This window comes from Thalassotalea sp. LPB0316, from assembly GCF_014898095.1.
GTDB lineage: Bacteria > Pseudomonadota > Gammaproteobacteria > Enterobacterales > Alteromonadaceae > Thalassotalea_G.
This window is the reverse complement of the sequence record NZ_CP062946.1, coordinates 995,532-1,008,838: the sequence shown is the minus strand read 5'-3', so window position 1 is coordinate 1,008,838 and position 13,307 is coordinate 995,532. Positions and strand designations below refer to the sequence as shown.

At 44.0% G+C, this 13,307-nt stretch carries 9 protein-coding genes; 5 read left to right on the top strand and 4 right to left on the bottom strand.

What is annotated here, in order from left to right; translation table 11 throughout:
* Positions 1 to 84: 84 nt before the first annotated feature.
* The 5 genes from LP316_RS04445 (at position 85) to LP316_RS04425 (ending at position 7,593) form a co-directional block, all read left to right on the top strand.
* Positions 85 to 2,691 carry a penicillin-binding protein 1A gene (locus tag LP316_RS04445; RefSeq protein ID WP_193022876.1) on the top strand — a complete coding sequence of 869 codons (2,607 nt, stop codon included), beginning with the start codon at positions 85 to 87 and terminating at the stop codon, positions 2,689 to 2,691.
* A 185-nt stretch (positions 2,692 to 2,876) separates the two neighbouring features.
* Complete coding sequence (locus LP316_RS04440; protein ID WP_193022875.1) at positions 2,877 to 3,746, top strand: kinase; 870 nt, start codon at positions 2,877 to 2,879, stop codon at positions 3,744 to 3,746.
* Positions 3,736 to 4,608, top strand: a complete 873-nt coding sequence (locus LP316_RS04435) for an HAD-IIB family hydrolase (protein ID WP_193022874.1) — start codon at positions 3,736 to 3,738, stop codon at positions 4,606 to 4,608. The genes LP316_RS04440 and LP316_RS04435 overlap by 11 nt, the downstream gene beginning before the upstream one ends.
* A complete protein-coding gene (locus LP316_RS04430; RefSeq protein ID WP_193022873.1) occupies positions 4,601 to 5,821 on the top strand; it encodes a glycosyl transferase in 1,221 nt (406 codons plus the stop codon). The genes LP316_RS04435 and LP316_RS04430 overlap by 8 nt, the downstream gene beginning before the upstream one ends.
* 17 nt (positions 5,822 to 5,838) lie before the next feature.
* Positions 5,839 to 7,593 carry a sugar phosphorylase gene (locus LP316_RS04425; protein ID WP_193022872.1) on the top strand — a complete coding sequence of 585 codons (1,755 nt, stop codon included), beginning with the start codon at positions 5,839 to 5,841 and terminating at the stop codon, positions 7,591 to 7,593.
* 215 nt (positions 7,594 to 7,808) lie between these two features.
* Here the strand turns inward: LP316_RS04425 and argA are convergent, their stop codons facing one another.
* The 4 genes from argA to LP316_RS04405 are packed head-to-tail and all read right to left on the bottom strand — an operon-like array spanning position 7,809 to position 13,268.
* The gene (gene argA / locus LP316_RS04420) at positions 7,809 to 9,131 is read right to left on the bottom strand and encodes an amino-acid N-acetyltransferase (protein ID WP_193022871.1); all 1,323 of its coding nucleotides are present in this window, start codon (positions 9,129 to 9,131) and stop codon (positions 7,809 to 7,811) included.
* 10 nt (positions 9,132 to 9,141) lie between these two features.
* Positions 9,142 to 11,073, bottom strand: coding sequence for an argininosuccinate lyase (gene argH / locus LP316_RS04415; protein WP_193022870.1), 1,932 nt, complete (start codon positions 11,071 to 11,073; stop codon positions 9,142 to 9,144).
* A 2-nt stretch (positions 11,074 to 11,075) separates the two neighbouring features.
* Positions 11,076 to 12,311, bottom strand: coding sequence for an argininosuccinate synthase (locus LP316_RS04410; protein WP_193022869.1), 1,236 nt, complete (start codon positions 12,309 to 12,311; stop codon positions 11,076 to 11,078).
* 42 nt (positions 12,312 to 12,353) lie between these two features.
* Positions 12,354 to 13,268: an ornithine carbamoyltransferase gene (locus tag LP316_RS04405; RefSeq protein ID WP_193022868.1), complete on the bottom strand. Its 915-nt coding sequence runs from the start codon at positions 13,266 to 13,268 to the stop codon at positions 12,354 to 12,356.
* Between the last annotated feature and the right edge of the window lie 39 nt (positions 13,269 to 13,307).

Genomic DNA, 13,307 nt, shown 5'->3' with positions numbered 1-13,307 from the left:
ATGTATAAATACATTTATTACATGGTTTAACACGATATACTAGCGATATATCAACTTTTTTTAACAAATTTTTAGGCTTAATTTGTGTTTTCGTTAAAAAACTTATTTAAATTAGCGTTAATAGGATTTTTCGCTGGCGTTATCGCATTGATAATAATTTATATCAGTATGCGCGATGAATTGCCAAGTGTTGAGTCACTTAAAGAAGTGAATTGGCAAACGCCGATGCAAATTTTTACTGCCGATGGCAAGCTGATCTCACAATTCGGTGAGAAAAAACGCATACCTCTTTCTTTAGATGAAATGCCGCAACAACTCATCGACGCTATTCTCGCCACCGAAGACGAGCGCTTCTATTATCACTTTGGTATCGACCCAATTGGTTTGGCCCGTGCTGTTGTCGGTCAAATTATCGGCCAGAACAAAGGTGGTGGTTCAACCATTACCATGCAAGTTGCACGTAACTTTTTCTTATCACGAGAACAAACTTACACCCGTAAAATTCGTGAAATTTTTATTTCTCTGCACATAGAAAGCATACTGACAAAAGATGAAATTCTAGAATTGTACATGAACAAAATTGCCCTCGGGCATCGCTCATTTGGTTTTGGTGCCGCCGCGCAAGTATATTACGGTAAGGACGTTAAAGAGTTAACGCTTGCCCAAATTGCAGTACTTGCTGGCCTGCCAAAAGCGCCATCGACCATGAATCCAATTCGCTCGCCGGAGCGCGCCAGAGATCGCCGAGCTGTTGTTCTAGAGCGCATGTTAGTCACTGAAAAAATTAGCCAAGCACAATACGAAGAAGCCAAAAATGCGCCAATTACCGGTAAACGCCACGGTGCTGAAATTGAAGTGAATGCGCCTTATGTTGCGGAAATGGCCCACCAAGAAATGTTAACGCGTTACGGTCGCGAAGAAGCTTACACCGGCGGTTACAAAGTGTACTTAACCGTACCATCTGATCTCCAACTCGCCGCTCAACACGCTGTTGTTAAAAACCTGTTTGATTACGATTTACGTCACGGCTACCGCGGACCAATAAAAGAGTTACGCCCGTTACCTGATTCACTTGAAGTCGGTCAAACGCTTGAAATAACCCCTGATACGCCAGTTACCGAAGAAGAAATAGTTGAAACCTTAAGTGAGATGACTGGCTTCCAATCACTTATACCGGCGGTAGTGACCTATGTCGATGAACACATGGCGATGGTGACTTTTGAGGATTTATCAACCGGTGAAATTCCGTGGCAAGGCATGAGTTGGGCACGTGAATTTATTAGTGACTACAAGCAAGGACCTCCGCCTCAAACGCCTGACGATATCATCAAGCGCGGTGACGTGGTTTTTGTCAAATCAATCAACGAGCAGCAATTTGCACTGAGTCAGCTACCACAAGTTTCAAGTGCTTTAGTCGCGTTAAACCCTGATAACGGTGCCATTTTAGCAACCGTTGGTGGTTTTAGTTTTAAACAAAGTGAGTTTAACCGCGTTACCCAGGCCAAGCGCCAAGTCGGTTCAAATATTAAACCTTTTATCTATTCAGCTGCGCTTGAAAAAGGCATGACCTTGGCGTCATTGGTTAACGATGCGCCGATCAATAAATGGGATAGAACATCAGGTGTTGCGTGGCGCCCGAAAAACTCACCGCCAGTATACGCTGGCCCTATTCGCATTCGTCAGGCGCTTGCTGAGTCGAAAAACGTTATCGCAGTCCGCTTATTGCGCGAAGTCGGTATCAGTAACACTATCGACTATTTATCACTCTTTGGTTTTTCACCAGACGATTTACCGCGAAATGAATCGCTAGCCCTAGGCTCAGCTTCATTAACACCATTAGAAGTCGCAACGGGGTTTGCAACCTTCGCCAATGGCGGTTTTTTAGTTAAACCGTATTTGATTGAACGCATAGAAGACTCATTTGGCGACGTAATTTTCCAAGCTAATCCTGCACAAGCCTGTGATCCATGTTTGGTAGAAGAAAGCCAAGCGCAACTAAGTGAGCAATCTGAACTATCGACATCAGTCGCATCTGTTGAGCAAATTAAAACGCCAGCCGCGATGGTGACACAGCTAAGTGACATATCAAATTCAACCGAGGTACAACCAACTCAACCAATTGTTCAAGCAGAGCGAGTGATTAGTGCACAAAACGCTTATTTGATGACAGAAGCGCTCAACAGTGCCATTTGGGGCGCTGATTGGTCAATAAAACCGGGTTGGCAAGGTACTGGTTTTAGAGCTCGTTCGTTAAAACGTCGCGATATTGCTGGTAAAACAGGGACGACGAACTCAGCCAAAGATGCTTGGTTTTCTGGCTTCAGCCGTAGAATCGTGGCAACCAGTTGGATAGGTTTTGACGATCCAGCGCGCGATTTAGGTCAAACCGTCTACAATCGCAATTTAGGTAAAGATCAGATCACGGGCAAAGAGTTTGGCGCAAAATCAGCACAACCAGCTTGGATTACTTTTATGGAACAAGCGTTGAACAATTACCCCTATGAACCATTTAGTCAGCCGGTCGATATCGTCACGGTTAGAATCGATAAAGCAACGGGTAAGCTAACCAAGAAAACGGATAAAACAACAATGTTTGAATATTTTAAACTCGGCAGTGAGCCAACAGAGTTTGTCCGCAAAGATACCAGTAGTGAAATATTTGAAACCACGCCAGCTGACGATATTTTCTAAGCCCAAGGCTTGCACCAACTCGGTGCAAGCCAGGTACAAAAATCAGTCAAATTAAGCTAACCAAAACAACAAATAATGGCTAACAAACTGATTTATAACACTATTTAATTAGTGGCATATTAGTTGATTCTTCTCATACTTACACCAATGACTTAACTATTGGTAGGTCAAGAGAGGCGACTGAAATGCTTGAACAGTTCATTCAACAACACCAATTACCAGAAGGCTTTGCACGAACAGCTGAGCAATGGTTTATCCCTGTTGCCAAGCAGCTCAGTTCACAACGGCCTGAGCAGTCACCATTTTTTATTGGTATTAACGGCTGTCAAGGCTCAGGTAAGTCAACCTTAGCGGATTTTCTATCAACTTATTTTAAGCAGCGATTAAACTTAAGCGTTGCGGTACTGTCTTTAGATGACTTCTATCTGCCATCAGCTAAGCGAGCCGAACTCGCTGACACTATCCACCCCTTACTTGCAACACGCGGCGTACCGGGCACACACAATGTAACCTTAATGAAAAAGGTCTTTGATACTTTATCAAACAGACAAACCACGAAATTACCGCGTTTTGATAAAGCTACAGACGATCCGCTACCACAAAGCCAATGGCCAGAAATAACACAGCCAGAAATAGTTATATTTGAAGGTTGGTGTTGGGGAGTCAAACCACAAAGCCAGCTTCAATTAGCCTCGCCAATCAATGCGCTTGAGGAAAATGAAGATATTGATGGCAAGTGGCGCAATTACGTTAATCAACAATTAACCAATTTCCTGCCTTTTTACAAGCAAATGCACTGCTGGTTAATGCTTAAGGCCCCCAATTTCGACTGCGTCGCGCAGTGGCGCTGGCAACAAGAGCAAAAATTGCGTCAAAAAGTCGCAAAGCCAAACAACAGCAAAGTGATGAACGAGCAGCAAATTGCTCGCTTTATTCAGCATTTTGAACGCTTAACCAGCCACGCTATCGCAAGATTACCTGTTGAGTGTGATTACGTTTTTGAATTAGCAAGTGACCGCGCAATCAACGCACTAAGGAGTATGCATGCCATTTAATCCCCCTTGTTTAGTTTTTACCGATTTAGACGGCACCTTGCTCGATCACTTTAGCTATAGCCATGAAGCGGCAATGCCTATGATGGTGAAGTTACAAGCAGCTAATATTCCGATTATTATTAACACCAGTAAAACGTTTGCTGAAGTTGTCGATATTCAGGGCTCGCTCGATATAGAGGCGCCCTTTATTGTTGAAAACGGCGCTGCGATTTTCCTACCAAAGTCGCAGTTTAAGGCCTGCCCTACCGGCTGTGTTGACTTCCAAAATTACTGGCTTAAAAGCTTTAGCCAACCAAGGGCCTATTGGCTAACACTACTTAAAAATGAAGCACAGGAATATCAAGACCAATTTCAAGGATTTTCAGAATTATCAACGAAAACCATCGCCAACTTAACCGGCTTATCATTATCGCAAGCTGAAAAAGCGAATCAGCGACTATTTAACGAGCCAGTGTTATGGCATGACACGGCACAAAAAGCTCAAGCCTTTATCAATCATATGAAAAACCGCGGTGCCAATGTACTTAGAGGTGGACGCTTTATTCACATTGGCGATTTCACCGACAAGGGCAAAGCACTGCAATGGTTAACGGCGCTTTATCAAAAATCAAATAGTGCGCCAATAACTACGCTAGCACTGGGTGACGGTGAAAACGACAACGCCATGCTAGAGGCAGCAAGTATTGCCATTCAAATTCGCTCACCAGCTCATGGCTTTCCGAAATTATCAACAAGCCAGTTTACCTACCAAAGCCAAGCTTATGGCCCGGCAGGCTGGTCAGAAGCGCTAGCATTTTTAATACCCAGTATTTGGTCAACAAACAACAACTGTAGCACGACAAAGGAGAGAAAATATGGCTGATTTTTATCAAAATGGTGTGGTGACAACCTTACACAACCTGTCAAAGCGCAGTCACGAATCTCTCGAAAAAGACTTGCTAAAATTCACCAAGCAACGTCCGCTAGGTTTAATTCTGCCTTCGCTATTCTCCGAACTTGAGGGGGAAGCGCTGCCGGCTATTGTCGATGAACTAACAACGGTGCCCTACTTAAACCAAATCGTGATCGGTTTAGATAGAGCAGACCAACAGCAATATCAACACGCTTTGAAGTTTTTTAATAAACTACCGCAACATCATCGAATTTTGTGGAACGATGGTCCTAGGCTGCAAGCAATCGATGCCAAATTAGAAAAACTCGGCCTCGCCCCCAAAGAGCTTGGTAAAGGCCGTAATGTTTGGTATTGCATGGGCTATATTCTCGCAACCAATAAAGCAGAATCCGTGGCGCTGCACGATTGCGATATCGTCACCTATGAAAAATCGTTACTGGCTCGCCTGCTCTATCCTGTTGCTCATCCTCAGTTTAACTATGAATTTAGCAAAGGCTTTTATGCCCGTATCGCTGACGGCAAAATCAATGGCCGCGTTTCGCGTTTATTGGTTACGCCTTTGATCAAAGCGTTAAAACGCACTGTCGGTTGCAACGAATATTTAGATTATATGGATAGCTTTAGATATCCGCTAGCTGGCGAGTTTTCATTCCGCCGCGATGTCTTGTCGGATTTACGCATTCCAAGCGACTGGGGGCTTGAAATTGGTGTGTTAAGCGAAATGCAACGCAACTATGCCCACAATAGAATTTGTCAGGTTGATATCGCTGATGTTTACGATCACAAACACCAAGATTTATCACTTGATAACCAAAATGCCGGCTTATCAAAAATGTCGATTGATATTACCAAAGCCTTTTTCCGAAAACTGGCAACCCAAGGGCAAACCTTCAGCACCGAAACCTTCCGTTCAATTAAAGCGACTTACTTTCGCATTGCACTGGATTACGTGGAAGCCTATCGTCACGATGCCTTGATGAATGGCTTAACCCTCGACGTTCACAACGAAGAAAAAGCCATAGAAATGTTTGCTAAAAATATCGTTGCCGCCGGCCAAATGTTCCTCGACCGACCGATGGAAACGCCATTTATGCCTACGTGGAACAGAGTACAAAGCGCAGTACCTGACATTCTTGAAGAATTAAAAGATGCGGTAGAGCAAGATCACATAGAATTTAGCTAAAGCGACTAGGAGCGAATATGACGGCGGTTTTAGATAATTTAGCCCTAAAAATTAGTGGCCAATTAGCGATCATCTACCAAGATGTCGATATCGAGTTAGATTATTTGGCCTTTGCTCAAGAACTCATTGATTTAATGCAAATCTCAGTTTCGGTGCAAAGCCCAGAGCCCTACCAAAACCATTGGTCTGAGCAAGATATCATTATGATCACCTATGCCGATAGCGTGATCAGTGAAAATGAATTGCCGTTAGTAACGTTGCGTAGCTTTATGAACCAATATCTTGGCGCTTCTATCAACGGCGTGCATATTTTGCCCTTTTTCCCCTATAGTTCAGATGACGGCTTTTCAGTGATTGATTATTCAAGCGTTAATGAAGCACATGGTAGCTGGTTCGATATTAGAGCTATCGCAAACGAGCGGCGGTTAATGGCTGACGTTGTCATCAATCACTGCTCTAGCAGAAGTATGTGGTTTGAAAACTTCATTAAAGGCGAAGGTCCAGGCCACGATTACTTTTTTACTTGCGATCCCAGTGCTGATACCAGTGAGGTTGTTCGACCAAGAACCTCGCCACTGCTCAGGCCAACCATGACAGCCAATGGTGAAAAGCACGTTTGGTGTACCTTTAGCCACGACCAAGTAGATTTTGATTTCAGCAACCCCGCCGTACTGGCGCAGTTTGTTAAAATATTCCGTCAGTACCTCGACGCCGGCGTGACAATTTTTCGCCTAGACGCCGTTGCCTTTCTCTGGAAAAAACTGGGCACGACCTGCATTAACTTGGCTCAAACCCATGAAATTATCCGATTGTTGCGAAGTTTAATCGAACACGCCGAGCCTAATGCGGTGATCATTACCGAAACCAATATTCCCAACACCCAAAACTTAACCTATTTCGGTAACGCTAACGAAGCTCACTGTATTTATAACTTTTCACTGCCACCCTTGTTAATTAACACCTTGATTACCGGCAATTGTTTACACTTAAAACGCTGGTTAATGAGTATGCCGCCAGCGCAAAACGGCACCACGTATTTTAATTTTATCGCCTCACACGATGGCGTTGGCTTGCGCCCAGTTGAGGGTATTTTATCGGAAGAAGAAGTCGATAGTTTGATATCAACGATGCAAAGTTTTGGCGGTGTTATCTCTTGGCGCTCAACGCCAGATGGTCAGCAAAAAGCCTATGAAATGAATATTGCTTTAGTTGATGCCTTAAAAGGTACGGTTGAGGGAGCCGACGAGTTGGGTTTTGAACGCTTTATTTGCGCTCATGCTATTATGCTCGCCCTTGAAGGGATACCGGGTATCTATATTCACAGTTTACTGGGCACAACCAATGACTATGAGAAACTCAATCACACCCATCACAACCGTGCGATTAATCGCCGTCGTTGGTACCAAGACTTACTCGATGAACACCTCAATAATGAAGATAGCCAGCACGCGAAAATATTATCGACGTTGCTTAAACTGATTGACCTAAGAAAAGCACAACCTGCGTTTCATCCTAATGCGACACAATTTACCTTAAATGTCGGTTTATCGCTGTTTGGCTTTTGGCGTCAGTCGCTCGATCGAAAACAAAGTATTTTTTGTATTTCTAATATCACCAATCAACAACAAGTAGTACCGGTGAGTGAGTTGAATTTGATCATCACAGAAAACTGGTATGACTTAATTAGTGAGCAAGCAATTAATGACTTTAGCGAGCATCTCGAGTTAGCGCCATACCAAACTGTATGGCTAACTAACTCAGTCAGCGAGTAAGCTCAATTAAATAACCTGAACTCGGGATAACAAATTGCTTTCTAGCGGTTATTTTTCCTTATTACGTTGTTAAATTTGTGTGCAATAGCGGGCTATTCCAAACAAATTTGTCTAGTACTAAGAAAAAATCCCTCGCTAGAACAGTTGACAGTGATTATAAGTTTTTACTTTTAATAGGTTAGCTAACTTCTTATCCCGAGTTCAGGTTAAATAGATTAAACGATGCGTTTAACAAAGACTTTTGATTTGCGTTGTAAGTTGTAAATTTGCTTTTTACCTTCAGGTAAGTAATCAACTGAGCTCTCAACAAAACCTTTTTCTAAAAACCAATGAGCACTAACAGTTGTTAACACAAAGAGCTCATTGAGTTTTTGTCGCTTAGCAAAGGCCTCTACCGCACTGAGTAAGTGTTCGCCTCGATTACCCTTGCGGTAATCGGGATGGATGGCAACACAGGCTAGTTCGCCACAACCAACTTCAGGGTAGGGATATAATGCGGCACAGGCAATAATGACGTCTTCTTTTTTCAATACTAAAAAGCGATCGATTTCGAGCTCGAGTAATTCGCGGGAGCGCTTTACTAACACGCCTTCGGCTTCAAGCGGCTCGATCAACTCCAAAATGCCACCGACATCATCAATCGTCGCCGTTGAAATTTGCTCTTTGTGATCTTTGGCGATTAACGTGCCTGCGCCATCACGAGTAAACAATTCTTGTAATAGTGCAGTATCGCTTTGATAGCTCACACAGTGACAGCGTTCAACGCCGTTTTCACCACTTTGGATAATCGCCTGCAACAGTAATTGCTGATTGTAATCACTGCTGTTATCTAACAAGCTTTTTACCGTACCAACACTGCAGCTTCGAATTAACTGACCAGTTTCATCGAGTAAGCCTTGCCCTTTGGTAAAAGCAATGAGCTTATCAGCTTGTAATGCAATAGCCGCTTGCGTCGCGACATCTTCCAACGCCAAATTAAAAACCTCACCTGTCGGTGAATAACCAACGGGTGAAAGCAAGACAATCGAGCCTAGCTCCAGCTGATTCTCAATCCCCTTGGTGTCGATACGGCGAACTAGTCCGGTGTGTTTATAATCAACACCTTGCTTAACACCAATTGGCTTTGCGATCACAAAATTACCTGAACTTACTCGAATTTCACTGCCGTGCATTGGCGAATTGGCTAGCCCCATGGTCAGCAGCGCCTCAATGTGAAGGCGCAGTGCACCGGTAGCATCTTTTACTGCCATTAAGCTATCACTATCGGTAATGCGCAAATTATTTTCAAACGTTTGTTCTGCGCCAAGTAGTTGCATCCGTTGGTCGATTTGCGGTCTCGCGCCATGAACCAAAACTAGCTTCACGCCCAAACTTCGCAACAGCGCAATATCGTGAATAATATTTGAAAAATTTTGATCTAACACCGCCTCGCCGCCAAACATCATCACCACGGTTTTACCGCGATGAGCATTGATATAAGGCGCTGCGTGGCGAAACCACTTTACATAACTAGGCTGATCAATATTGGGTGTGTTCATTAAAGCTCTCTTACGCACCGACTAAATATTGCATGGCAACTTCGTCATCTTCATTTTTAAACGGGCTCGGCTCACTGTCTTCAATGATATTTTCTGGTAATGAGTTTTTATCGATCAAATCAAAGCCTAACTGCTTAAAATATTCTGGAATGTAGGTCAAAACGATGATTTTGCCTAACTCCATTTGATGAGCAAATTCGAGTAAATATTGCACGAGTGCTTGCCCTTGACCTTGCTTGTGAAACGCTTTATCAATCACCACTGAGCGAATCTCAGCAAGATCGGTTTGATAAATATAAAGCGAAGCACAACCGACCACTACACCGTCGAGCTCGGCAACAACAAAGTTTTGAATATCGTGAATAATGTTGTCACGAGTTCTCGGTAATATCTCACCTTTTTGCGCCCAATAACTAACGAGCTCTTCAATCTTATCGACGTCTGACATTTTTGCTCGCCGCACCGACATCGCCGCCGCCCGCTGAGCGTTCAAGCGTTGTTGTACTTGTCTTAAAGCAAACTCAATTTGTTTTTTACCCGGCGCACCGACGACTTGGGTGTTGAGTATTTGTTGGTGATCACTTTGAATATCGGCAATCGCTTTTTTCACTTGGGCACGTGAAGTACCGCCGAGCGCTTCGCGTTTATCGAGCGTCGACTCAATGGTTAAGTGCTGATAGACATCTTGCTCAATCTTATCGCTAAATTGTTGGAGCTGCGTGAGCGTTAAATCTTCAAGCGGCACGCCTTGTTCAATCGCCGTTAATACCACTTCACCAACAATGTGATGGGCTTCGCGAAACGGCACGTCTTTACTCACTAAATAATCGGCAAGCTCAGTCGCGTTGGCGTAACCTTGCTGTGCTGCCGCTAACGTTCTCGCGCTATTAACCTTTAAACCTTGTGCAACCAAAACCGCCATTTCCATACATTCTTGCCAAGTATCAAGCGCGTCGAATAAGCCTTCTTTGTCTTCTTGCATATCTTTGTTATAGGCAAGTGCTAAAGCCTTCATCGTAGTCAACATGCCGGTTAATGAGCCAAAGACACGCCCTGCTTTACCGCGAATTAATTCACAGGCATCAGGATTTTTCTTTTGCGGCATTAACGAGGAGCCTGAGCTGACTAGATCACTCATTTCTACAAAGCCAGCTTCGCCAGAGTTGTAAAAAATCAAATCTTCGGCAAAGCGCGATAAATGCATCATACTGACGCTCGCGGTTGCGAGTAATTCGATCACATGATCTCTGTCAGAAACCGCGTCAAGACTGTTAATTGTCGCCGTTCTAAAACCTAAGTTTTGCGCCAACAAATTGCGATCAATCGGGTAAGCGGTACCGGCTAGCGCACCAGAGCCAAGCGGCGACGTATCGGCGCGATATAAAGCATCTTTTAACCGGCCGATATCGCGGTTAAACATCTCAACATAAGCTAAACACCAATGACCAAAAGTTACCGGTTGAGCGCGTTGTAAATGAGTATAGCCAGGCAATACGGTATTGCTCTCGCGCTCTGCCAAGTTCATTAATGCTTGTTGTAAATTCACTAAGGCAAATAACAACTCACCACCCGTTTCTTTACACCAAAGCTTTAAGTCGGTCGCTACCTGATCATTACGGCTACGCCCTGTGTGCAGTTTTTTGCCGAGATCACCGGTTTTTTCGATAAGTTGGAGCTCAACCCAACTGTGAATATCTTCAGCGTCGGATACCAAAATCTGTTTCGGGTTTTGCTCAACGGATGTCTTTAATTCAAGTAATGCTGATTCAAGCGTCGCGACCTCTTGGTCGCTCAAGACACCGACTTGATTTAACGCACCAGCCCACGCAATCGAGCCAACAATGTCTTGAACCGCGAGTCGATAATCAACCGGCAATGAATCATTAAACTTCTTAAACTGCGCACTTGCCTGCTCTTTAAAGCGACCGCCCCACAATGCCATAACTATTTCTCCACTTTCGCCTGCTTAGACAATGCCGCAATTCGGCTTGATAAGCTATATAAACGAATGAAACCTTCGGCGTGTTTTTGATCGTAAACATCGTCTTCACCAAAGGTGGCAAACGCTTCAGAGTATAGGCTGTTTGGCGATTGACGCTGAGTAACCGTGGCTTGGCCCTTGTATAATTGAACAACGACATCACCAGTGACATTTTCAGCGAGTGATTGAGCTGCCGCTAATTGCGCCTTAGCTAGTGGCGTAAACCAACGACCATCGTAAATGACATGTGAAAACTCCAGGCCAATAGACTCTCTAAACTTTAACGATTCTTTATCTAAAATTAGGCTCTCTAACCCTTTATAGGCAGCCATTAGCACTGTACCACCTGGCGTTTCGTAACAGCCTCTTGATTTCATACCAACCAAGCGATTTTCAACAATATCGATACGGCCAACACCATGAGCGCCAGCTTTATCATTGAGGTACATCAAGGCCTGAAATGGCGATAGTGCTTTGCCATCAACTTGGGTCAGTACACCTTGCTCAAAACTTAAGGTGACGTAGTCTGGTGTGTTTGGTGCATCAAGCGGATCTACGGTCATTGTCCAAACTTCTTTTGACGGCTGGCACCAAGGATCTTCTAATTCACCACCTTCATGAGAGATGTGCCACGCGTTGGCATCGCGAGAATAAATTTTAGTAAGTGATGCAGAGCATGGAATATCGCGCTCAGCCAAATAATCGAGTAAATCTTCACGTGATACCATATCCCACTCACGCCAAGGTGCGATTACGGTCAATTCAGGTGCAAGTGCGGCGAAGCACGCCTCAAAGCGCACCTGATCATTACCTTTACCAGTACAACCGTGACAAAGGGCATCTGCGCCAACTTTGCGCGCTACTTCAACGTGAGCTTTAGCGATAACAGGACGCGCCATCGATGTACCAAGGAGATATTGGCCTTCGTAAACAGCACCTGTTTTAACGATAGGATATATATAGTCGTTAACGAACGCTTCTTTTAAATCAACTACGTGACATTCACTCGCGCCAGAAGCAATCGCTTTTGCTTCAATACCGGCTAACTCTTCTTCACCTTGCCCAACATCAGCGCAAAATGCGATGACTTCACAGCCATCGTAATTCTCTTTTAACCACGGAATAATTGCCGAAGTATCTAAACCACCTGAATATGCCAGAACTACTTTTTTTACTTGTTTATTTTTTGCTAAAGCCATTTTCTTTTACCTAAATTCTTTACTTAATCTGTTACTTCGGTATTAGTTGCCAAATAAGCTAACTAATACAGCATTTTGTGCCCACATTCTGTTTTCAGCTTGTTGCTGAGCAAGTGAGTAGTCACTATCGAATAATTCTTGTGTGATTTCATGACCTAAATGCGCCGGCTGACAATGCATAACAAATTTAGCCTGGCACGCTTGCATGAGATCGTGATTGACTTGAAAGGGCGCAAATTTTTCCAACACTTTCGCGCCTTTTGCCTCATCGCCCATCGACACCCAAGTATCAGTGTAGATGACATCTTGCTGACCAAGATCATTAATGTCGTTCACTAAGGTAATGTTCGCACCGCTTTGCTCGGCGATTTTTTGTGCTTGGGCGAGAATATGTGCCTCACCTGAGTAGCCCATCGGGCTGGCTAATGTGAAGTTAATACCCAATACTGCTGCACTTAACATCAGTGAATTTGACACGTTATTGCCATCGCCGACATAGGCAAAATTCACTTGGCTCAAATCATCAAAATGCTCGGCAACGGTTAAATAATCAGCAAGAGCTTGGCAAGGATGATAAAGGTTACACAGGGCATTAATCACGGGAATGCCGGCATGCTCGGCCAACTCTTCAAGTACTTGATGCTCAAATACCCGAGCGACTATCGCATCAGACCAACAGGCTAAATTTTTGGCAACGTCAACCACGCGTTCACGCTCGCCTAATTGCCCGTTTTGTTGGCCGATATACAACGCATGGCCACCTAGCTTTTGGATACCGATATCAAAGCTGATGTGAGTGCGCAGTGACGGCTTCTCAAACAGCATAACGATTGATTTGCCCGCTAACGCATTAGTGTATTGTTCAGGATTTGCTTTGATCTGTTTTGCCAAGGTGATTAATTGGCTAACTTGCGGTTGAGTTTGTTGATCATCCGCCAAAAAATGTGAAAACGACATTGTGCTTCCTTAAATAAAACTTTTACAACGAAAATTGAA